General features: G+C 49.4%; 18 protein-coding genes, 2 pseudogenes and 2 CRISPR repeat arrays. Of the genes and pseudogenes, 5 read left to right on the forward strand and 15 right to left on the reverse strand.

Features of this window, described 5'->3' with window-relative positions; translation table 11 throughout:
• Window positions 1–44 precede the first annotated feature (44 nt).
• From ACTHPM_RS23525 to ACTHPM_RS23540, 4 genes are all read right to left on the reverse strand, one after another.
• The gene (locus tag ACTHPM_RS23525; protein WP_440397503.1) at window positions 45–638 is read right to left on the reverse strand and encodes a hypothetical protein; all 594 of its coding nucleotides are present in this window, start codon (window positions 636–638) and stop codon (window positions 45–47) included.
• 222 nt (window positions 639–860) lie between these two features.
• On the reverse strand, window positions 861–2,279 hold the full coding sequence (locus tag ACTHPM_RS23530) for a DEAD/DEAH box helicase (RefSeq protein WP_440397502.1): 1,419 nt from the start codon (window positions 2,277–2,279) through the stop codon (window positions 861–863).
• A 178-nt stretch (window positions 2,280–2,457) separates the two neighbouring features.
• The gene (locus tag ACTHPM_RS23535; protein ID WP_440397501.1) at window positions 2,458–2,832 is read right to left on the reverse strand and encodes an IDEAL domain-containing protein; all 375 of its coding nucleotides are present in this window, start codon (window positions 2,830–2,832) and stop codon (window positions 2,458–2,460) included.
• A gap of 183 nt (window positions 2,833–3,015) precedes the next feature.
• A complete protein-coding gene (locus ACTHPM_RS23540) occupies window positions 3,016–3,381 on the reverse strand; it encodes a sensory rhodopsin transducer (RefSeq protein WP_440397500.1) in 366 nt (121 codons plus the stop codon).
• A 172-nt stretch (window positions 3,382–3,553) separates the two neighbouring features.
• On the opposite strand from ACTHPM_RS23540, the gene ACTHPM_RS23545 reads away from it, so the two are divergent.
• Window positions 3,554–6,664: an ATP-binding protein gene (locus tag ACTHPM_RS23545; protein WP_440397499.1), complete on the forward strand. Its 3,111-nt coding sequence runs from the start codon at window positions 3,554–3,556 to the stop codon at window positions 6,662–6,664.
• Window positions 6,665–6,748: 84 nt separating this feature from the next.
• Here ACTHPM_RS23545 and ACTHPM_RS23550 read toward each other — a convergent pair whose 3' ends face one another.
• The gene (locus tag ACTHPM_RS23550) at window positions 6,749–6,877 is read right to left on the reverse strand and encodes a hypothetical protein (RefSeq protein WP_440421697.1); all 129 of its coding nucleotides are present in this window, start codon (window positions 6,875–6,877) and stop codon (window positions 6,749–6,751) included.
• Between the two features lie 102 nt (window positions 6,878–6,979).
• A complete protein-coding gene (locus tag ACTHPM_RS23555) occupies window positions 6,980–7,702 on the reverse strand; it encodes an NADPH-dependent F420 reductase (protein ID WP_440397498.1) in 723 nt (240 codons plus the stop codon).
• Window positions 7,703–7,868: 166 nt separating this feature from the next.
• Here ACTHPM_RS23555 and ACTHPM_RS23560 point away from each other — a divergent pair, with 166 nt between their 5' ends.
• Together ACTHPM_RS23560 and ACTHPM_RS23565 are read left to right on the forward strand one after the other, a co-directional pair.
• Window positions 7,869–8,231, forward strand: a complete 363-nt coding sequence (locus ACTHPM_RS23560; RefSeq protein ID WP_440397497.1) for a winged helix-turn-helix transcriptional regulator — start codon at window positions 7,869–7,871, stop codon at window positions 8,229–8,231.
• 102 nt (window positions 8,232–8,333) lie between these two features.
• Window positions 8,334–8,939: a hypothetical protein gene (locus ACTHPM_RS23565; RefSeq protein ID WP_440397496.1), complete on the forward strand. Its 606-nt coding sequence runs from the start codon at window positions 8,334–8,336 to the stop codon at window positions 8,937–8,939.
• Here ACTHPM_RS23565 and msrA read toward each other — a convergent pair.
• Complete coding sequence (gene msrA, locus ACTHPM_RS23570) at window positions 8,895–9,884, reverse strand: peptide-methionine (S)-S-oxide reductase MsrA (protein ID WP_440397495.1); 990 nt, start codon at window positions 9,882–9,884, stop codon at window positions 8,895–8,897. The genes ACTHPM_RS23565 and msrA overlap by 45 nt on opposite strands.
• A 115-nt stretch (window positions 9,885–9,999) precedes the next feature.
• Window positions 10,000–10,893 carry an AraC family transcriptional regulator N-terminal domain-containing protein gene (locus ACTHPM_RS23575; protein ID WP_440397494.1) on the reverse strand — a complete coding sequence of 298 codons (894 nt, stop codon included), beginning with the start codon at window positions 10,891–10,893 and terminating at the stop codon, window positions 10,000–10,002.
• A gap of 191 nt (window positions 10,894–11,084) precedes the next feature.
• Between ACTHPM_RS23575 and ACTHPM_RS23580 the strand changes: the two genes are divergently transcribed.
• The gene (locus ACTHPM_RS23580; protein ID WP_440397493.1) at window positions 11,085–11,357 is read left to right on the forward strand and encodes an Atu4866 domain-containing protein; all 273 of its coding nucleotides are present in this window, start codon (window positions 11,085–11,087) and stop codon (window positions 11,355–11,357) included.
• Window positions 11,358–11,359: 2 nt separating this feature from the next.
• On the forward strand, window positions 11,360–12,097 hold the full coding sequence (locus ACTHPM_RS23585) for an SDR family oxidoreductase (protein ID WP_440397492.1): 738 nt from the start codon (window positions 11,360–11,362) through the stop codon (window positions 12,095–12,097).
• A gap of 495 nt (window positions 12,098–12,592) precedes the next feature.
• A CRISPR array of direct repeats spans window positions 12,593–13,348; the repeat unit is 32 nt; unit sequence ATTTCAATCCACGCACCCACATAGGGTGCGAC.
• Between the two features lie 89 nt (window positions 13,349–13,437).
• Window positions 13,438–14,602: direct repeats of the CRISPR family, unit length 32 nt; unit sequence ATTTCAATCCACGCACCCACATAGGGTGCGAC.
• 169 nt (window positions 14,603–14,771) lie between these two features.
• Here ACTHPM_RS23585 and cas2 read toward each other — a convergent pair.
• The 7 genes and pseudogenes from cas2 to cas3 form a co-directional block, all read right to left on the reverse strand.
• On the reverse strand, window positions 14,772–15,062 hold the full coding sequence (cas2, locus tag ACTHPM_RS23590) for a CRISPR-associated endonuclease Cas2 (RefSeq protein WP_440397491.1): 291 nt from the start codon (window positions 15,060–15,062) through the stop codon (window positions 14,772–14,774).
• Window positions 15,063–15,072: 10 nt separating this feature from the next.
• A pseudogene (cas1c, locus tag ACTHPM_RS23595) lies at window positions 15,073–16,103 on the reverse strand (type I-C CRISPR-associated endonuclease Cas1c).
• Window positions 16,100–16,760, reverse strand: a pseudogene (gene cas4 / locus ACTHPM_RS23600) (CRISPR-associated protein Cas4). The pseudogenes cas1c and cas4 overlap by 4 nt, the downstream one beginning before the upstream one ends.
• Window positions 16,750–17,613 (reverse strand): type I-C CRISPR-associated protein Cas7/Csd2, encoded by an 864-nt coding sequence (cas7c, locus tag ACTHPM_RS23605; protein ID WP_440397490.1) that lies wholly within the window; start codon window positions 17,611–17,613, stop codon window positions 16,750–16,752. The pseudogene cas4 and the gene cas7c overlap by 11 nt, the downstream one beginning before the upstream one ends.
• Before the next feature lie 2 nt (window positions 17,614–17,615).
• Window positions 17,616–19,538: a type I-C CRISPR-associated protein Cas8c/Csd1 gene (cas8c, locus tag ACTHPM_RS23610; protein ID WP_440397489.1), complete on the reverse strand. Its 1,923-nt coding sequence runs from the start codon at window positions 19,536–19,538 to the stop codon at window positions 17,616–17,618.
• Window positions 19,535–20,254, reverse strand: a complete 720-nt coding sequence (cas5c, locus tag ACTHPM_RS23615) for a type I-C CRISPR-associated protein Cas5c (RefSeq protein ID WP_440397488.1) — start codon at window positions 20,252–20,254, stop codon at window positions 19,535–19,537. The genes cas8c and cas5c overlap by 4 nt, the downstream gene beginning before the upstream one ends.
• A gap of 233 nt (window positions 20,255–20,487) precedes the next feature.
• Window positions 20,488–22,920: a CRISPR-associated helicase Cas3' gene (gene cas3 / locus ACTHPM_RS23620; RefSeq protein WP_440397487.1), complete on the reverse strand. Its 2,433-nt coding sequence runs from the start codon at window positions 22,918–22,920 to the stop codon at window positions 20,488–20,490.
• Between the last annotated feature and the right edge of the window lie 108 nt (window positions 22,921–23,028).

Below are 23,028 nucleotides of genomic sequence, written 5' to 3' on the forward strand. Positions count from 1 at the left end.
CGCCGTACGGCAGATTCCTTTCCTTCATCATAATTTAAAACCGATTATCTCATATTGCCGATAATGCTGCTTCGGGAGTCCTGCATCTTCTTAATGAAATTCGTCATGGTGTCGAATGCCTCATTGCGCTTGTTGCTCATCGACTGCAGCCGCAGCATGTCCATCTGCTGGCTGTTCGAATACGAGTCGATTTTACCTTTCAAGTCCTGGCTCATCTTGTCCAGCTCTTCCTTCGAGAAGCTCGTCTTGGATCCGTCGCCCACACCTTGCTCGGAGAGCTTGCTGGTTACGTCGCTCGGAAGCTCGTACTGTCCGTTCTCGTTGTTCTCGGCTCTGGCGTTATTGACACTGGCCAGCAGGTCATTGACCTTCGCAATTTGATCATTGCGACTCTGAACATCCTTAATTTGCTGATTCAGCTGCTGATCCAATAGAGCCGTCCGTTGTTCCTGCACAGCTTGGAGTGCCGTCTCAATATCCATGCTGCTGATGTCGATCTGTCCAATCGAGTTGCTCGTTCCGCCGCCGACAGCCTGTTTAACCGAGCTATAGGCCTGGTCGTTCATCATGATGCCCGTTCCGGCGACAACGCCAATGACCAGGGACGCAGCCGTCGTCAAAATCATCTTACGATTCATCGTCTCTACCTCAATTCATCGATTCTTGTCATCTGTAATCAAAAGGATAGCAAAAACAGGAAAACAGCACAATCCATAATATTACAATTTTAGTCATGGATTAGACAACTTTGATCAAATTTGATGAGTTTATTCTTTCACATGAGGTGAGCCGGTCACGAAAGACCGAGAAATCATACAACAGCCTGTCTGCTGACGCAGACAGGCTGTTTCGTTAAGGTCCTATGAGCGGGAACCGCTCACTTGGCTTTTGGGCTGAAATTTTTCGGATTTCGGCTTGCGGTTCGGGTTCGGCTTGGGCTTCCGGGAAGAACCTTCCTGCGGCTTGCGATAAGGGCTCTCCTTGGTGCCCCGAGCCTTAGTCCCTTGGGAACCGCGATTCGCATGTTCCTTCGCATGACGGGGCTCATGATCCTTCGGCTTGCGCTCTGCTCCCGCCTTTGGCTTGCCCGGCCGCTGGGCCGCAGGTTTATTCGGCTGTGCTTTCACGGTTCTCGAAGAGCTCGGCATCGGGTAGTCATGTCCCGTGACCTCCGGGATCTTCTTCCCGATCAGCTTCTCGATGTCCTTCAGGAATGGAAGCTCGTCAACCTCACAGAAAGAGATCGCGGTCCCGCTGAGTCCTGCTCTACCGGTACGGCCAATCCGGTGAACGTAAGTTTCAGGAATATTCGGCAGGTTGAAGTTGATGACATGGGACAGCTCATCGATATCAATGCCTCTGGCAGCGATATCCGTCGCGACCAGAACGCGGGTCACCCCGCTTTTGAAATTCTTCAAGGCGATCTGCCGGTCCGTCTGCGACTTATTGCCATGGATGGCCTGAGCTGCAACGTTCACCTTCTTCAAATCCCTGACCACCCGGTCGGCGCCGCGCTTCGTGCGCGTAAATACGAGCGCGGATACGATCGAGCGGTCCTTCATCAGTTCATTCAGCTGCTTCTGCTTGTTGCCGGATGCCAGCAAATAAACGGACTGCTTGATCCGCTCCGCCGTGGAAGAGACCGGAGTAATTTCCACTTTGACGGGATCAACCAAGAGGGTCTTCACGAGTTTGGATATTTCCGGAGGCATCGTTGCCGAGAAGAACAAGGTTTGTTTCTTTACAGGCATCTTGGCGATGATTCGCTTCACGTCATGAATGAAGCCCATATCCAGCATCCGGTCGGCTTCATCCAGCACCAGAATTTGTACATGCTGCAGATCGATGCGCTTTTGATTGATCAGGTCGATCAGCCGGCCCGGGGTTGCAATAATGACGTCCGCGCCTTGCTGGAGCGCCCGCTCCTGTACCTTTTGGGAAACCCCGCCGACAATCGCGGAGCAGCGGATATCCGTAAATTGGCTGTAGGCCTTCATATTTTCATCGATCTGGAGCGCAAGCTCTCTTGTCGGGGTCAAAATTAATGAACGGATGCGGCGCACCGTACCCGGTTTATGCGGCTGCTGGCTTAACAGCTGAATGGTAGGAACGGCAAATGCAGCCGTCTTCCCCGTACCTGTCTGGGCGCAGCCCAGTAAATCCCTGCCTGCGAGCACAGCCGGAATCGATTGCTCCTGAATCGGCGTCGGCTTTGAATAATTTTCTTTCGCGAGTGCTTTCAATATGGCAGGGGCAATCTTCAAATCGTTAAATGTCATGTGATCTCCTTTAAACCGTCCTTTTTTTCATAACACATAACGATACCACATTTCTACACCAAAAAAGAAGCGGAATATTTCGCCGCCCCTCTCCATCAAGCATGAAACCCTGATTATCCTATGTATTACGCTAACCAAAAACGAAGCACCGGAGTCCATTCCGGGTGCTTCGCTTTCATCATTTGTTCTCGTACGATCCTAAACGATTGGTCCGCGAGCCGTTGATCCGGACTTCCCGGGCATTGCGCTTATCGGATTTCAGGCTGTTGATCCGGCCCGCCAACTCTTCAAACCACGCCTTATCCGACGTCGCCAAGGCCAGGTCGATCAGGCTTCTCAGGTTTTCTATATCATCAAGGGGGTTAACAACCGGAGCCTGTTTGAGCCAAGAGCTGCGAAGCGCGATGATCCTGCCGATCGCCCTTTTGTTGTCCGATTGAACGATGCGTACTCGAACGAGATCCTGCTGGGCACCCATCGATTCCACATACCCGTGAATAAACTCTCCGTCTACTGTTCTTCCCTGGATCCACTCGCCTACTTCGAATGCCATCATCATTCCACCGCCTATATATCAGATTTGGGTCTAGCTGTCATGAAACTAGTAACGAGAGACGTTGTATCTTCTTGTATCTATTATGTACCCAAAAAAAGACATCTAGCCCCATTGCCAGATGTCTTTTTGTCAATTCTATGAAAAATCCTACCAAACTCACTCCGTCATCCTTCAGTAGAACTACTTGACCGGGAAAGCCATGACGCTCATGAGCGCATTTTCCGCCTGGGTCGAATCGAGCCGGCTGTACTGCACAATAATGGGCGCGTCTCCTACCACCTCCATCGCGTAGGGCACTCCTGCCGGAATCCGCCCGCCCGCAGCTTCCAATGAAGCCGTACGGATATGCTTGGTCCGCTGCCCCGGTACGGACGCCTGCAAGCCCAGCAGCGGTTCCCGGTCCTCAAAGTAAACGTTGACGGTGACCGTTACCTCTTCCTTATTCATATTCAGCACGCAAATGGATTCATGGCTCTGAAGCTGCCCGCTGCTGGTCGGCGGAATGTAACCGTCCGGTATGATCCACTGCAGTTCGCCTTTGGACATGGGTGCTTTCACTCCGTTTCTAAATAATTATCACAACGCTCCATTCAACTTTTTCGCCCCCCGGAACCGATTATCCTTTTAAAAAAGGCTGCATGGATAAAATCACTGTACGGCTCGTTAAAGACATTGTAAATTGATCTATGAGCATGAAACCACGGAGGAATTAACATATATGAAAATAGATAGGGATAAACCGGTCCTGAAGCATAAGTGGATATGGACAACGGTTGTTTTTCTGGTCGCCCTGACCGGCATTCGACTGACGTGGATGCACTTTCTGCATACGTTCGATGTCCCGCAGCAACCGGAAGCCGTCCAGGGCGTGCTGGACTTGCGCGGCTCGAGCCTCGGCAGTAAGCAGTCGCTCGTCCTCAGTGGCGAATGGGGTTTCTCCCCCTCCTTGTCAGACCCAAGCCAGCCTGACCTACCCAATGAAGCGACGGCTCGGGAAATCTACACGAAGGTTCCAAGCATATGGACGGACAGGGCTGCCGGGGAATTGAACGCCTCTTTCCATTACGGCACGTACCGGCTTCGCATATTACTTGATCCGGACAACCATCAAACATTCGGACTACGAATCAATGAAATCAAGAACGCTTCCGCCGTCTTCGTGAATGGACATTACGCAGGCGGGTCAGGTCATCCGGCTGCCAGCCCGGAGCAGCATCAAGGCCGCAGCGTCCCTTACACCGTCAAGCTGACGCCGGAAGACGGGGTCATGGATTTGACCATTCACGCGTCAAGTAATGGCGGTACCTGGGGAATGACACGAACGATCCGCTTCGGCACGATGGATGCGATTCAGTTGCGGAACTCGATTTCGATCGGTCTGCAGCTGCTGCTTTGCGTCGTGTTTCTCTTCCACAGCCTGTATGCCACACTTTTGTATGTTCTTGGCGCCAGAAACCGGGGGCTGCTCTACTTTTCGCTGCTCATTTGTTGCGCGATTTTCAGCGTGCTCGTGGCCGACGACAAATTATTGTTCGCCTGGCTCCCGTTTGACGGTGATCTGTCCATTAAAATCCTGTTTTTGTCTTACATTGGCGTTGCCGCATTTATGCCTCCGCTCGTCAAAAATCTGTTCCCTTCCTATATCAAGGAACGGATCGTGCACGGCTTTGCCGTCTACTGCGGACTATACGCCGCCTTTGTTCTGGCCGCGCCGACGCCGTACATATTGCTCTCATCCAAGGTGCTGCTAACGCTTGTGCTGCTGCTGTCCGTCGCCATTTGCGCGTACATCCTGCGGCAGGCCATGAAGGAGAAGGAAGACGTCATCTTCCTTATGCTCGCCTGTTTAAGCGTCGGGGTGAATATCGTATGGGCCATGCAGCAATATAATACCCCGCTGGAAACGCTGCATTATCCCTTTGACCTGATCATCGCACTGCTCGCCTTTGCCGCGTTCTGGTTCAGAAGGTTTTTCCGGGTAACGGTACAAACCCGCGAGCTTGCCGAGAAGCTTCAGCAGCAGGATAAACACAAGGACCGATTTTTGGTCAACACCTCGCATGAGCTCCGAAATCCGCTGCACGGCATTACCAACCTGACGCAAACGCTGCTGGAAGACCGGGAACATCCTCTTGCCCAGCCGCACCGGGATCGCTTGGAAATACTGATGAACATCAGCTCGCGCATGTCGCTGCTGCTGGATGATTTGCTCGATGTAACCCGTCTTAAGGAGAACTTGATCCGGCTGAACCTGAAAAATACGCATATGCAGTCCGTTGCCGTCGGCGTACGGGAACTGTTCGCCTTCATGCTCGCCGGCAAACCGGTTCGGCTCGTGCTCGATATTCCCGATCACTTCCCTGCAGTGAAGGCCGACGAGAACAGGCTGGTCCAAATTCTGTTCAACCTGTTACACAATGCCGTGAAATATACGCATGAAGGAACGATCACCATCCGCGCCGAAGCCCGAAACGGGCTTGCATATATCCATGTGGAGGATACCGGCATAGGCATCGAGGAAGAGGCCATGCTCCGCATCTTCGACGCTTATGAGCAGGCCGGTGTGGAGCCGGATCAAGCGAACGGCGGGCTGGGGCTTGGGCTGAATATATGCAGGGAACTGGTAGACATGCACGGTGGAGCCTTATCCGTCCGCTCCGCTCCCGGCCAGGGCTCTGTGTTTACCTTTACGCTCCCCCTATCCGAGGAGGATGGCGCGCGGGAGGACGCAGCGGCAACGATGCTCACATCCGAGGAAAGGCTCGAAATGATCGCCTCTGCAGCCGCTCCGTCTCTTTTCGTGCGAACGGAAGCAAGGAACCCAGCCTCACCGGGCAAGCCCAAAATACTGGCCGTGGATGATGACAGCATCAATTTGAATATTCTGATGGGCATCCTCGAATCGGAAGAATACGACATCACCGGCGTAACATGCGCGCAGGAGGCCATCGTCAGATTGGAGCATGATCAGTATGACCTGGTCATCTCGGATGTCATGATGCCGCAGGTTTCCGGTTACGAGCTCACACGTCTCATCCGGGAACGGTTCTCCATATCGGAGCTGCCGGTACTGCTCCTAACGGCCTGCAGCCGGGTCGAGGATATTCTGACTGGCTTCCGCGCAGGCGCGAACGACTACCTGAGAAAGCCCGTGGATGCCTGGGAGCTGAAGGCACGGGTGCGGACGCTGACGGAATTGAAATGCTCCATCGATGAGCGGCTGCGCATGGAGGGAGCCTGGCTGCAGTCGCAAATCCAGCCTCATTTTCTGTATAACACCCTGAACTCGATTGCTGCGCTCGGACTCATAGATATGGACAAAATGCAGGCCCTTCTGGATGAGTTCAGCAATTACCTGCGCCTCAGCTTCGACTTTCAGAACTCAGATCCCATTGTGACGCTGGAGCATGAGCTTTCTCTCGTTCGTTCCTATGTATATATCGAGAAGGAGCGGTTCGGCGACCGCCTTAACATACAGTGGGAAGTAGATGTCGATACCGATGTCTTCCTTCCGCCACTCACCATCCAGCCTTTAGTGGAAAACGCCGTCAAGCATGGCATATTGCAGCGCGCAAGCGGAGGAACCGTCTGCATCCGCATCGAGAGAAAGGATCGCGCGGCGGAAATATCCATTATCGACGACGGTGTAGGCATGGGTGGGGAGCAGATGCGTAGGCTGCTCGCAGCAGACAGGGCTTCCGCCCGCACAGGCGTAGGACTGAGGAACATCGACCGGCGGCTGAAGCAATTTTACGGCAAAGGCCTGCACATCCAAAGCACGCCGCAGCACGGCACGACCGTCCGTTTTCAAATTCCGGACAAGAGTTAAGACCATTTGCGACCCGTACATAAAAAGCGGCCTGCCGATGCTTCGCATCCGGCAGACCGCTTTTTGACGTGCAAGTCCGTATCATCAGGCGGAGGAACCCGCCATCACTATGTGGCTCGTGGAGTCCTGGCTCCGCATACTGCCATGCATCTCTTCCACGGACGCCATGTTCTGCTGCGTCGCAGCCGCGATATGCGCCATACTGTCCGCCATATCCAGCGCTGTAAAATTATACGTGAAAAAGGCAGCCGAATATCCGGGCTGCCATCTTAGGTCATCCTTTACTTATCCTGTTCATAAAGCTGCTTTACAAAATTATGGTTGATATAATTCTCTGTTCAGATTCACCTTTTCTTCATGTGAAAGTTCGGTCGAAAACTTCTTCGAGAACTTATCCCGAATGGAGGGGGCCTTTTCTTTGTTTGCCTTTTTCAACGCTTCGGTTAGTTCCTCTTTGGTTAGCTCTGTGCAGTATGCAGGATTTCCCGGCTGTATTCTCCATGAATCACTTAATGAACCACTATCGACGGCATCAAAGCCTAACTCGTTTATTACGTCCATGATGATTTGCTTTTGTGCTAAGTCATCACCGGCGATCGCCAGGGCAATGCGCCCCCTGGAACCTTCGGGGGTTCCTTTATGTTCAAGAGTGTAGGCTAATTGATTATTGAAGGCTTTAATGATCGGTCTGCCTAATTGGTTTGAGACCCATACACTCTCCATCATCCCATTCTCTATATCTTCAATTCTATGGTCTCGAAGAGGATAATAATTGGAAGTGTCTACAACGATGACTTCCTCTCCAACTTTTTGAACAATGCTGCGAATGCTTGGTATGACATAAAAAGGGATAGATATAATCAGGACGTCGATATTGGTGATAACCTCTTCAACACTCACAGGCGTTCCGGCAAACGCTTTTCCTTCTAAACGGTCAATGCCCCGAATGTCTGCCATCTTGACTTCATGTCCATTCTTAACTAAATTTTTAGAAATAATGCTCCCTATAGGTCCTGCACCTATGATTCCAAATCTCATGATTGTTCCTCCTCCATATCATATCGTGTTCCTGTTTTTGAGGCTCCAGAGATTGAGTTGCTGTGGTATAGATAATACAATAGGCTCAATACTTCGCTTTTTGAAGTAGGCAATAAAAATGGACATGGTACACTTTGTTGTACCAACAGAGAATAAAGGTGATAGGATGGCTAGAATTTATAAGGATGGATATAAGAAAGAATGGGTTAAGGAAAAAAGAGATATTTATGGAATTGCTTATACTCAAAACATGCTATCAGGCCGTTGGAAGTGTCTCATACTATGGTTTTTAAAAACAAAAAAACATCGATACAATGAAATTAAAGCTTTTTTATGTGATATTTCACAAGGTTCTCTTACAAAACAGCTTCGAGAGCTGGAAGCCGATGGATTAATTAAACGTACTGTTTATCCGGAGGTACCTCCCCGCGTGGAATATTCGTTAACGCCAAAAGGAGAAGAATTTATGCCGATCCTCGATTTGATGAAGGACTTCGGCAAAAAACACGGAGAAAGAATAGATCAATAAGTGCATATAATTACTGATAAACGGAACCGATGAAAAAGCTAGACAATCCGGAGGGAGGATGGTTAAATAAGCTCAAACCCAATCAGGAGGAATATGGAAATTATGCGTGAATTGGCAAGGTTACCGAAAGCTGCCGTCTTTGGCGCCGCAAATGGTGTGATGTTCATGACTTTTTTTGGGGCTCTGTGGGCTTCCATTGGTATTATTGGTTCACATGGACTTGGGGATCCCTGGTCACTCGTTGTTACAGGCATCATGACATTCATCCTGCTGTTCGGGGCGATATCACTTTTGGGTAAAGCTCGCAGAATGAACCATGCCGCTTCACCCGAGGAGAGAGAACAGAGAAGAAGCCTCAATCGGAGGTTTGGTTGGGTCTTTGGTCTGGAAGGGCTGGCGATCTTTATCGCAAGTGTCATTTGCAACATGATCAACTACTTTGAAATCTTTTTTCCGATCATGGCCATCATTGTCGGTATTCACTTTTTTCCTTTAGCTCGGCTGTTTCATGAAAATTTTTATTATGGCACGGGTATCATACTTTGTATTTTAGGCGTTATTACTTTCTTTCTGCCGCTGCATGCTACGGTAAACGATGTCACTCTGATTGCAACGTCAACTTTTATCGGTTTTGGTTCTGCCCTGACGCTATGGGTGACAGGTCTAAGAATCTGGACGGTTATGCATAAGCAATTGAAACAGATATAAATACCTCCCATATCCCGCCTGCTCGAGCTCTTCCTTCGGCACAAAGCGCAGCGCCGCGGAGTTCACCTGGTAATGCAAGCCGCTCGGCTGCGGACCGTTATGGAATACATGCCCCAGATAAGCCCCGGACAGCCTGCCGTATATGGACGTGCGGGCTTTTCCATTACTAAGGTCTGCCTTTCTGGCAAGGAAGCCTTCATGAATCGGTTTTGTGAAAGCAAGCCTTCCCGTCCCCGCATCGAACTGGTCCAGCGAGCTAAATAACGGATCTCCGTTCACAATATCCACGTAGAGGCCTTCGCTCGTGTTGTTCCAATATTCGTTGTTATACGGCGGTTCGTCCGCCGCGTTCTGCGTCACGTCATATTGAAGTGCTGTCAGGCGCTGCCGCAGCGCTTCCCGATCCTTAACCGAATGCCAGTGACGCTCGGCAAAATCGGGCCTTCCCGAACCTTCAACGTACTGATTGTAGCGGAAGCGGTGCGTATTATAATAATGCTGGTGAACGGCCTCCGCCGGATAAAAGGGAGCTGCGGGCAGGATCTCCGTCACGATTCTCTTTCTAAACCGGCCGCTCGCCGCAAGCGCCTGCTTCGATGCCTCGGCCTGCTTCCGCTGTTCCTCGCTATGCACAAAAATCGCCGTCCGGTACGATGCTCCCCGGTCCATGAACTGCCCCCCGGCATCGGTCGGATCGATCAGCTGCCAATAGATGTCGAGCAGGCGCTCATAAGGGAACACCTCGGGCTCGAAGGTAATCTGCACCGCTTCCGCATGTCCGGTCGTCTCCGTCCCTACCTCCTCGTACGTCGGGTTATCCGTATGGCCGCCCGTATATCCGGAGATGACGGACTTGATCCCCGGAAGCTCGTCGAACGGCTTCACCATGCACCAGAAGCAGCCGCCGGCGAACGTGGCCAACTCGGTTCTTTGTTCGTTCTCCATCCACCGTACCTCCTTTTATTATCCTTAAACTTACCACGATTCCGGATCACCGGATCACGCAATCATCCCCGCACAGTGCATAGGAGGCTTTTACCAGGAGTAATAGCATCCTTATCTAAGAGGACGTCTTCCCGGATTGCAGCTCATGACGGAAACGCCTGATCTCCTTGATCGGGGGATGTCCATACATACGAGCGTATTCGCGGCTAAATTGCGAGGGGCTTTCATAGCCGACCTGGAACGCGGCGTCAGCCGCTTGTATGGATGTCGAATAGAGCAAGCGGCGCGCCTCCTGAAGCCTTAGCTGCTTCTGATACTGGATCGGGCTCATGGCTGTCACTTCTTTGAAGTAATAATGCAGGGACGAGGCGCTCATACCCGCTTCCAAGGCTAACTCATCAATGCGCATGGACATGGCGAAATCCCGGTTCATCCGCTTGATCAGCTTTGCAATTCGCTGCGCATGGCTGCCGATCAGAGCGAACTCTTGGAGGGCAGCTCCCTGTTCGTCCTGAAGGACCCGATACACAATCTCTCGTATGGCATAAGGTGCAAGTACCGGGATGTCGTTCGGTGTATCTAACAGCCGGACAAGCCGCAGTAAGGCATCATGGAGCGTATCGTTCATATGGTTTATGTACAGTCCGCGCCCGGATTTCTTGGGGCTCTCTACGGCGGCGGATGCTTGAATAACCTCAAGAATTTCATTCATGTCAAATTGCAGCTGCAGGCTTAAATACGGTGTTTCCGGTGCAGCCTCCACCACCTGTCCGGTAATCGGCAAGTGTACGGAAGCCACCAAATAGCTGCTTGGATCATACCGATAACGCTCTTGATTAAGCATGACAAGCTTCGAACCCTGAGCCACTACGCACAAAGAGGGTTCATATACCGAATAGACCGGCTCGGATACCTCGGACGAACGAATAAAACGCAAAGCAGGAATCAAGGTCTGATGTGTGCCGTCTTGTTTCGTAAACCGCTCAATCACCTGCGGTAATTCTTCCATGGGCCTCACGGACTGATCATCCATTCGATTCGCCTCCCCTTGATTCGATTGAACAACTTAACTTTATAACCTTTTGGAGGATTAGGCAAGAATAGCGTACCATTTGGCTACCGCCCTGCTTTCCATTCGCCTCATAATGGGCTTGTGGCTATGAGATAGATTTCATGGCCGAACGGGAAGGAGATGATGGAATGAACACCAAACAAACAGATTCGCTTCCTTATGTCGGCATGTGGGTGACGGCGGACGGCTATATCCGGCATGAGCTGCTACCGAACGGACGGTATGACGAAGCCCGCGGCGGTCGCAAAAGTGCTTATCAAGGCAAATATACCATCGAAGGCGATCATATCGAATATGTGGATGATACTGGCTTTACAGCCGATGGAGATTTTGTCGACGGGGTGCTGTACCACGCAGGTATGGTGCTTTATCTGGAAAAAAACAAAAAGGAGAGTGTGTAATCATGTCTTCACTAGACGGAAAAGTTGTTGTCATTACAGGGGCGAGCAGCGGGATCGGCGAAGCAGCGGCCCGTCTGCTGGCGAGCCAGGGCGCTCATGTTGTTATTGGAGCCCGGCGGCTGGAAAGACTGGAGGTCCTGGCATCCGACATCCGCGCTAAAGGAGGCTCCGTCGAATATCAACAGCTTGACGTGACGGAGCTTGATCAGATGAGGGCGATCGTCCACATGGCGAAGAACCAGTTCGGGCGGCTCGATGTTGTCGTAAACAATGCTGGCGTGATGCCGCTCTCACCGCTTGAGGCTTTAAAGATCGATGAGTGGAACCGTATGATCGATGTGAATATCCGCGGCGTACTCCATGGGATTGCTGCCGGACTCCCCATCATGAGGGAGCAAGGCTTTGGTCAATTCGTAAATGTGGCTTCCATCGGTGCTTATGAGGTGTCCCCGACCGCGGCGGTCTATTGCGCTACCAAGTTTGCCGTTCGGGCGATCACCGAAGGTTTGCGTCAAGAAGCCGGGAGCAGCATCCGTGCAACCCTCGTGTCTCCGGGCGTGACGGAGTCGGAGCTTGCCGACAGCATCACGCACGAAGGGGCAATCGAGCTAATGAAAGAGTATCGCCGCGTTGCGCTCCCAGCCTCGGCTATCGCCCGCTCCATCGCATACGCCATCGAGCAGCCGGAGGGCGTCGATGTCAACGAGTTGGTTATCAGACCCGCTGCGCAGCTTGCTTAGGCGACGGTAATAAATTGCATCGCCATTGTCAAACGAAGGGCATCAATCCGGTTCACTCATCTTCGTAGACATCGAAAAACCCAGGCTGCAACCTGGTGCCGGTCTTGTACCGGCGTCAGGTTGTTTATTTTACCTGGGGTCCTACTTTATCTATTTCTACCCTCTACCCGTACTCTGCCCAGAACTCGCTCGCCAAAACGGTCCCCGAGCAGTTTGTAACCATCGGCATTCGGATGCAGGCCATCGTATAAAAAAGCCTCGTCAGCCGGACCAAACCATTCGCGTCCATCCCTGTAATGCAGATATCGGTCACCCCGCTGCTGCAGCAGCTCTACTCATGTCAAATGTCCTGTTCCGATATCTGCTATTTCAATCCACGCACCCACATAGGGTGCGACAATGGCCAGACGGCCGGCTGCAGGCCATTGACGTATTTCAATCCACGCACCACATAGGGTGCGACGATACTGCTTGAGAAGCATGTACATCTTGAGAATTTCAATCCACGCACCCACATAGGGTGCGACGGGATGTCAACATATTTAAGCACAGAGAGACACAATTTCAATCCACGCACCCACATAGGGTGCGACATGCTGCTGCAAAAGGCGGCGGCGATACCGATTATTTCAATCCACGCACCCACATAGGGTGCGACACGACCTTAACCGTTCCAGGGCCAGCCCATTCAGATTTCAATCCACGCACCCACATAGGGTGCGACGAACTAGGGCTCGATCTTACGGATCCTGAGGTTCAATTTCAATCCACGCACCCACATAGGGTGCGACAAGATGAACCGTTGCCCGATCCTTATCCTTTGTATTTCAATCCACGCACCCACATAGGGTGCGACTGATGCTTAGACCTAGTTACAAGCCCTTGAAGAATTTCAATCCACGCACCCACATAGGGCGCGACCGGTCGCCCTCGCGTGTCAATTCGAATCCATATACGATTTCAATCCACGCACCCACATAGGATGCGACGTTTCAATCTTCACGAAATTTCACTCCTACCATGATTTCAATCCACGCACCCACATAGGGTGCGACGAAGATTGCGAACAGGTTGCCCAGGCCCAGGCATTTCAATCCACGCACCCACATAGGGTGCGACCATTCTCATACACTAACCGTTTGTTATTCTGGATATTTCAATCCACGCACCCACATAGGGTGCGACGAACCTTGTGAGGGAGCTGGTATTGTGCCGGATATTTCAATCCACGCACCCACATAGGGTGCGACCAAACACGTTCTCAGGAACTGGAGGCTGCGATCAATATTTCAATCCACGCACCCACATAGGTACAACGAAGCGTTGATCGCACCGGAAGAATTTCAATCCACGCACCCACATAGGGTGCGACTGCACGTCCTCCCGACGCTATACCAGCTAAAAGATTTCAATCCACGCACCCACATAGGGTGCGACAGGACCTAAGTATCAAGCGGACGAAGAAAGCGAAATTTCAATCCACGCACCCACATAGGGTGCGACGTCCCGACCTATACGCGATATAAAGAAATGGTTATTTCAATCCACGCACCCACATAGGGTGCGACCTGCATGTCGGTTAGATCGTCCCGAAGCTCGGTCGATTTCAATCCACGCACCCACATAGGGTGCGACTGTACGTCTATAACGTCAGTCTGCCTTACCTGGAAATTTCAATCCACGCACCCACATAGGGTGCGACTTTATGTAATCGTGCCAGTTCATCTGCCTGGTGCTATTTCAATCCACGCACCCACATAGGGTGCGACCTTGTTCCTTAATAGGGTCGTAGATCATGAATGATTTCAATCCACGCACCCACATAGGGTGCGACAAAGGAGTATCTGCATCCTCTACCAAGATCGGAAAATTTCAATCCACGCACCCACATAGGGTGCGACGGTTGGCATCCTCATATTCATTTGCTTTTGATGCATGATTTCAATCCACGCACCCACATGGGGTGCGACAAGCATTAACCCAGGTTTAGCACAGGAGGGGATAAATTTCAATCCACGCACCCACATGGGGTGCGACAAATGATGACGTGGAAGCGTCCGAAGACGGGTTATTTCAATCCACGCACCCACATAGGGTGCGACAGTCTGAGTTCTATCAAGCTCACGCAGCAGGGATATTTCAATCCACGCACCCACATAGGGTGCGACGGGTAGGTGTTCGTTAGCTCCACACCTAACAGATTAATTTCAATCCACGCACCCACATAGGGTGCGACCATTTATCTTCCCTGCAATGTGGAAATTCCTTTGGTCATTTCAATCCACGCACCCACATAGGGTGCGACTGTTTGCCGGTACTGCCTGGATGTTTGGTCATCGGACATTTCAATCCACGCACCCACATAGGGTGCGACCCGGATATAACGTTTATGTCTCCGAGGACGGGGAATTTCAATCCACGCACCCACATAGGGTGCGACTGTAAAGGACGACAAGGCAGCGGAACCGGAAGGATTTCAATCCACGCACCCACATAGGGTGCGACTCCGATTTCCCATAGAAATTGGATAAAATCGGGTAATTTCAAAGGTAAACAAATAAAATTGGCAGCCCAAACACATAGTAACACTAAGACTTCATTACCAGTATGGTAATATAAGGGAATTTAAAGGTGCGAATCTCCCGGAGAAATCATGTTCGCTTCAAATTCGCACTTATAATATCAACGGTCCTTCCAAATCTAATGATTGTTTAATGCCAATATGTTCTACTTTATTTTTGTAGTTGTTTCCCAGTTGGTAAATACGCAGGCTATCTTCTTCCTCATCAATGACATCGAGCAGCTTCATTTTAAGGATGGCAAGTTGCGTCGCATCGACGATGCACTCGAACACGGAATGTTGAACCCGTTGGCCATAATCCTGGCAAATTTTCGATACCCTTCGCAATCTGCGTTGTCCTGCACCGCTCATGGTACTTACATCATAGGTAATTAAAACAAGCATGGATACACCTCTATTTCCACAAAAATGGAGGATATTCATCCAGATCATTACGCAAATGACGTGCTAATAGCAGGGCTTGTGCATGTGGTACAAGCCCCCAAGTTATTTTCTCCCCCAAGTAGGGATGCGTGATCTTTTCCTGTTTTTTACTTTGCCATGCTGTCAGAAATTTTTTTCTCGCATCATCCGTCATAATTACGGCTCTGTTTTCTTTGTAAAGGAAGTCCTCTTTGCTCACTACCTTTTTATTAATAAGCGATAACACAAACTTATCTGCAAAGACACCCCTTAATTCTTCCATAAGGTCTAGCGCCAAAGAAGCACGCCCCGGACGATCGCGATGCATAAACCCAATATAAGCATCCAATCCTACGCCTTCAAGAGCGGCGGCCGTATCGTGGGAAAGCAGCGTGTACGCTAATGAGAGCATGGCATTCACAGGATCGAGCGGAGGTCTTCTCGAACGGCCATTGAATTTAAAATCTTCTTTTTGCTGCAAAATCATATCATCGAATAATTGAAAATAAATCCATGCTGCTTGTCCTTCTAACCTCGAATCATCTCCAAATCCTCACAATCCCGAATACGAGCCATCAGAGATGAGAGCTGCTGCGAAGCAGCCTTAAATTCTTCAATGTTAAGTTGCAAAGGATAGTCGCGGGTCATCCGCTCCAGCATCCATTTATGATTATAAACCTTGCCGATGATGAAATTGCGGGCAATCATGGCCGAACGCCTCTCGTCTTCGGATAACAGGCATTGTTTCTTTCGCAAAATAACATTGCCTTTACTGGCCCCGATCACTCTCGCTAAAAAACGACCGTTTATGGTTAAGAATACCAACGCAATGTTTCTTTCCGCACAATAACCCATTAAAGCCGGACTTGCCCCCGTGTATCCGAATGCTACAATGGATTCCAAATTATGAAGTGGAAGCCTTCCGATCTTCTCTTCCCCTTTAAGCAATACAACATTGTCTCCATCTAGCGACAAATATGCGTCCGGCTGCGTAATAAACAACGTATTTAGAAGTTTTTTCATTCCCTTATTTTCCCCTCGACGTAGCTTTTGACCGAACGCTTGTTCATGACTTCGGGTAAACATACGGCTTGAAGGGAACAGCTTTGGCAAAAGGATCCTGTCTTTACTTTCGGAGTATGTTTGCGGTCTACATAGTGGTGCATCTCTTCAACGATAGATTTTACCTTTTCCTTTAAATCCGTTGTTAGCTGCACCGTAATCCGATGTTTGATTTCATTGTAAAATACGTAACCGGTCTCCACTCTGCCCATCATCATTTCTTCCAGGCAAAGGGCTTGAGCAGCCAATTGGAGGACATCCGCATCGCTTACTTTGGGTTTGCCTCTTTTATACTCCACGGGAGAAGCAACGTAATCTGCCTTCTCCCCCGTGAATTTCCACACCGTCCTCGCTCCGGACAAACTCCACAACGTCACAGACGCCGGTAATTCGGAGACGATCGGATTTAACCGGCATGGCCCGAACGATCAGCTTATCACCACGTTTTTCCCTGACAAAGGGCTGGTCGGCTTTTCGATGGAGCTGCTGTCCCTCCACAGTCCTCACATTTTCTTCCCACTGCTGCTCAATATGAATCAAAGCCCACTGTCTCTTGCAAAATTCAAAATGTTGAATTCCCGATAGCATCAGGTATGAATCATCTTCATTAACGTCCATCGATCATTTCAACTTTCAAACCTTCCAGTTCGGTTACTTCGATCGCATAATCTTCAAAAGCTTTAGGCTCATCTATCCGTGGTTTCACGGACAGCGCACGATGTACTTTAGCGGATGAATACTGCCCCAGTTTGGAAGAATGCTCCCACCAATAAACTTGATGAACCTCCATGCTTCCTTCGGGTCTTGCGGAAGAAGCATCGTTCTCAAATAGGGTCACAAGTGCCTGTTTGATTTTTTCCGCATCTTCATTCGTGAAGCCTGTTTTCTCCGCTAGTTGGGTATTGATACTGCCATAAAAGACATACACCCCAAAGTCTACCCGATGTTTCATCCCCATCGTATCGGAGCCCCGATCTTTACCCGGCTCGGAATTGACGCTTTTGGTGATTTGCATACTCGTAATATCGATCGGATTGACACTCTTTGCCGTATGGATCGAAACCGGTCCTCTCACCCCTACGGATACGCCGCCCCCGCTTCCCGCTCCTTTGAAAGCAAAGACTTGTCCGAAGCTTCGAACATCCAGCCACTGCTGACAAGCTATCCGGGCGAATTCATCACTGGAGACACTTTTGGATTTTAAGAGCTGGTTCAGTTCGGCATTCCCGTCAGCACGTTCTCTCAAGCTTTGATATTCGTCATTTTTCCGGTCGTTTGATTGCACAAAGATCGCTTCGCCCAGATCCTGAAGACGATTGCGGATTTTCCGCTTGATGGCCACGTCAGAGATTTCGCCATAGCCGTCATAATTTTGCCGCGGGCGATTCCCGTTTAGTGGATCTCCGTTAGGATTGGCACTGTGGACAGACAAAACAACCGCAAAATCAATTTTGTGATCCAAACTGCTCATCGTTATCTCTCCTCTTGAGATGCTGGTTCCGCATCTTCTGTTTTATCTTTTTTCTGGTACAACTCGTGGCGTTGACTATAAAAGCCTAGCAGGTATTTTCCAGACAGCGGTTTGTTATTAAACTCATCAGCCTTAAACTTCGAACCGATTTCGTCGATTATTTTTGACAGATAAATGGCTTTGGCTCCAAGCTTCGCTTGATAAACTTGCAGATTCTGCTGAATGATATTCCAGGTTCTTTCCGGATGCTTGCTGAATGCATTCATATAGCGAACTGCGTTGGTGGCACGTTGTTCATCGCGTCCCAAGGCTTGGCGCTCCAGCACATCGGCTACGGCTAACAAACGACCGAACAAATAATCGCGATGTTCGTTTTCTACATCTAATGCCAAACGGAACCCCTCCTTATGATTAATTAAAGCGCAGGCAATGCTGAGTGTCTTCTCCCATTCCCACTTCTCCATCGAGACAGGGTTCGATGCGCGGTGAAAGGCGCTCTTCACGATATCCTGCGGTATAGCCGCCCCATCAATGACGCACGGCAGCATACGCTCCATAAGTCCTTTGACGATTTTGTCTCCCGCTCTCGGCCCGTATGCAGCAAAAGCGATATCCTTGGTTGCGGGTGCACCACGGAATTCGACGAATACACCATCCTCATTTTTCCGATAGCGATGGAGCCACACACAGGTTGAATGCCACTTCGCCAGCTTTTCCAGATAAAGCTCCTTGTTCATATTGCGGTAATAAAGAACGGCCATTCGCCCTGTCGTCGCAGAATCCAGCACCAGAATATTGGCTTCCGACTTAAAATTCGATGCGGCGTGTGGCACCAGCTTATTGCTGTAGCCAGTCAATGCCTTGGCATGCTCTGCTGCAAGCGATTGATTCGTATTGGACTTGATGGCTACTTTCGGAACAATATCCTGATCAAAGTCGAGTGAAAAGGCGTCCTCCGTAGGATCGGGAAGATCAAGAACATCGTTGCCCCACACCAGAAATACCCGCTGTTCGATGAATTTTCCTTGGCGCTGGATCAGCCATTTCAGAGCATTATGAGCCTTCTGGGAAACATCATAGCTGATGCTCGCTGCATCCCTGCTTTCTTTAAAGCGTCCGCGGAACGTAAATCCCGATGTATCGTTGGCAGAGATTAGTTTCGCCTTATCCGCAGGATTGCGGATTTTGTTCGCATGTTTATCCGTGCTTGGCAAGGTTCTCCCCGTGACAAAACACAAATCCTCGTCACCAAGACGCTCGCGGTAATAGTTGATGAAAGAATCGTACATTTCCGGGTCCTTCCATACCTTCGTTAACATCCGCTCCGGAGAATACACATTAAACCGTATAAATGCGCTTTCCTGTTCGCCTGCCAACACGCTGAAAATAGCGGGTTTTTCCGGATACAGCGCCTCATATTTCTTGTCCCATTTTTCAACCAGTTGCTGCTGCTCGTCCACACAGAGGATGCGGTGCGTAACCAGGTCACGAATCAGCTGCCCCTTGCTCAAGTAACGGTAGATGCTTTTGACTTTTGAATGCGCGTATGGAGATTCCGCCCAGTTCTGCAGCTCTTGAATGTATGTAAGAAAGGGCTCCTCGCCTTTAATTTTGCCTCCGTATTTCTTAAAGTCACCGGCCACATAGCTCAGCTTATCGTGAAGCGGATAAGGAGAAATGACGGCTCCGGCCCGGCTTGCCGACTTTTCCGTGCTGGGAATGAGCGTGTTCATATCATTCTTCTCAATGACAAAAGCAGAATGGAACTCGCCATCTTCCGTAATTTCAACCTCGACATGAGCATTCTGGGTCGTATGTGATACAGGCAGCAGCGTGTACTCCCGATCCTTGCTCTTCTTCTCGATTTCGCCCACACGATCCAAATTCGATTCGTACGTTTCATATAGGTTCAGCAGCCAACTCATGGATTTACCTCCTCTCCCCACTGCGCTAACAATGCATCAGCCGACTCCACATGATGCTCATCAAAATGCTTAGGCTTCATGTCCGATATTTTCCGCACCTGTGTACACTCTTCCGGCCTCGGGAAGGCAATCATCCCATCTCTCATCACTGCATTCCAGAGCCGCACCTCCATCTGATCCCGGCCGGTCTCGTCCGGATAGTTGATGCCATGCACCATCGTCCCAAGGTGAATATCCCCATAGGAATCATAAAATCCTTCTCCTTCGCCGAATATGCAAGGCTCAACATAACCCTGGCACTCCCTGGCCCCAAGGAAAATATCTCTTCGTCCACCAGCGGCAAGCGCTCGTTTTAGAATGTTGTGATGCTTATGTTCGTTGCGGTCAAACGCCATCTCCGGCCGGTTAAGATTGAATTCGAAATGGGCTCTTACCTGATAGCATGGGTCTTTTAAATAAGTGTAGTTTGCCAGCGTATTGCCGCCGCCGTAGTCCATCGGCCGTATGCCTTTCGATTCCATCCGGATCGGATTCATCACTCGGACCTCATCTACATAAAAAAGCAAAGTAGGTTTCCAATAGATAGATTCGACTATTCCTTTGATAGATTGGTACGTAGGGATCTGATATGATAGTTTCTCGCCGCCCAGCTTCGTTAGAGGATCGGTGAACAGAGCGTAGTCGCCGTAAACGACAAATTCTATGGAATTTCTCATCGCATTCACCTCCTTTCGGATTGGGATTTTTTCCCTATGTCTATAATAGCTCTGTTCCAACTCAATGTCTATATCATATTACATTATATGAATTATTTTATGGATGTCTTGTATTATGGTACAATAACCTACGAATTTTTGTCGCTCTGTCAAAAGAGTGTGGATTGAAAAATATAGTGTAAGATGTGAAAACCTATCTAAACAATAGATAGGTTTTTTTTCGAACAAACCATTCAAAATAAGTTCAGTTCCATCCAGCTGTCATTCTCCGTATTCACTCCATACTCTTCACTATAGGCCCCTTCTTTTAAAACAAGGATTTGCCCTTCCATTAATCGCTCCAGCCCATCGTTTTTTTCTAATTTGCGCAGCTCGAAGTCGAACAAATTAACCATGTACTGCTGTGCCCGGCGCAACAAGGCCGAGAAATCCTCGATCCGCTCGGCACCATTGAATGAGGCAATCAGTTCTTTTCCCTCCTGGCCATATGGAACAATCACGCTTGTTGACAATTGGTCGATGACTTGGAAATGCTCCGCAGCCGTATGATAGCTATTGGCCAAAAATAATGGCAGTCTCTCCTGTTTGTTCCGATGGTAATCTTGATAGTAAACACTCTCGGATTTACCTCTATACAATAAATCTGTCATATTGATTTTCAATTTCGGTATGAAGTAATTTAACGAGGAGCCAAAGTCCGTATAAAATTCCTGAAAATACCGCTGCATGGCTTGAACAGAAAGAATATGACCGCCATGGCTGAGCGAATTTCGTTTTAGATCCATCAGAATGTTGGAGGAGATTCTCTTGCCCTTTTCCACTTCCTTCAAATGGCTCAAATTCTCTTCCCCATGATCGATCACATAAACCTTCTTCATGGCATGCTCGCCATGGCGGTTACAACGTCCCGCCGCTTGCGCAATGGAATCCAGCCCGGCGAGTGACCGTATGACGCATTCAAAGCTTACATCAACACCCGCCTCGATAAGAGGCGTGCTAACGCACACGATTTTTTCCCCGTTATGCAAATGCGCTCTGATCTCCTGAAGCATTTGCTTCCGGTGGGCAGCGCACATGGATGTGCTTAAGTGGTAGATTGGAGTCCCGGACGCATTCATTTTTAGTTTCTCATATAACTGTCGTACGACCGTCTTCGTGTTCAAAATAATCAGTATGCTGCGGACTTCATGAAATTTATCTTCTATAAAATCCACGAGCTTGTCATTATCGAACAGGTTGCCTGTGGCCATATCCTGAATTTCTACCCGTTTGAACGCGGCAATGATGTCATCCAGTTGTTCGATCATCTCGCCTTCAGGACTCAAACTCAGCTTTTGCTCCACAAAGTCCAAAGCGGGCTGTGTGGCTGTACAGAGCACCAGGCTTGATCGGCCATACGCATGCAGAAAATTCAGCGCATTATTAAATAAGGAAACGCAGGGAACCGGAACCTTCTGCACTTCGTCGAAAATGATGACCGATTCGGCCAGATGATGCAGTCTTCGAATGTTTCTGCTGCTTTTGGCATAGAAGACATCCAAAAACTGAACCATCGTCGTAAAGATGATCGGAGAATCCCAGTTATCCTTGGCCAGCTTCAGTTTTTGACGCGCATTCATGACTTCTTCCGACGGGTCTTCCACTTCGTGCAGGTCATCAACGACATTAGAATGATGCTCTAAAATATGACCCTCGTCCCTGAGAATCCGTCGGACTTCAGCAGCGTTTTGCTCAATAATCGTTGTGTAAGGTAAAACGTAGACGATGCGTTTCTTGTGATAGGTTATCGCATGCTTGAGCGCATACCTGAGACTAGCCAGCGTTTTACCGCCGCCTGTAGGAATGGAGAGGGTGTATATCCCCGAGGGCTTATCGGCAAACCGGTCGCACTGCTCGGACATTTGACTTCGCAGACGTTGTATTGGGGTTTGAACGTTTCCAGGCTTCACGAAGGTGTTAAGCTCATTCAAGAGTCTATGATAATACGTGCAGAATAGTTGATGCGTGTTTTCAAGCTCCTCATCAGGTCGCTCATTCTCTTCGAATTTTCTCGTGTTCGTCCGGTCGGCATCAATTAGAGCACTAAAAACAAATTTCGTCAAAAACATAAATTTCGCTTCGCTGCCGAGAATCGTGCTCTTGTTCCGGTACGTCATCAGCTCTGAAGTTGCTTCATCAACGTATCGGTGAAAGTCTTGTTCGCTCATGACATGATCAAAAAACAGCTTAACGCTGTATTCGAACTCGTCCAGCTCTTTATCCCTCACTCGCCGGAGATAGTCGGATTCCAAGTCTGGATTCAGAAAATCCTGCAGATAACCATGATGAGATATAATTGCATTGCCCACAACCTCTGCTAAAATCCCCTTCGCAGGATCCCTTGGGGGAGAATGAAACAAGTTATACAGCATCCTGCCTCCAGCCGTTGAATGATCTATACTTCCACGTTTTGGAGCGGATTCCGGCTTATGCACAGCAGCAAAAATGTACTCCTTAAACCCTTCTGAATATTTCCCCAAATCATGCAGCATACCGGCTAGTCCCGTAATATGCTTCACTCCCAGACTTTCTCCATAAACCTCGGATAATTCTTTTACACCGAGCAGATGATCCTCGACGGACTGCTCCATTAGATCACATTCGCGGATATGAGCAATGTAGGACATTATACCCTCTCCTCTAGAAAAAAACGGTGATTAATAGTTCAATATCCCTATAATTCGTTATATTCCTTCAATATCCTCCAAAAGTTGTAAATAAATTAACTGAATTGC

The organism is Paenibacillus sp. SAFN-054 (assembly GCF_051966755.1).
In the GTDB taxonomy this organism is placed as follows: Bacteria; Bacillota; Bacilli; order Paenibacillales; family Paenibacillaceae; genus Paenibacillus_AQ.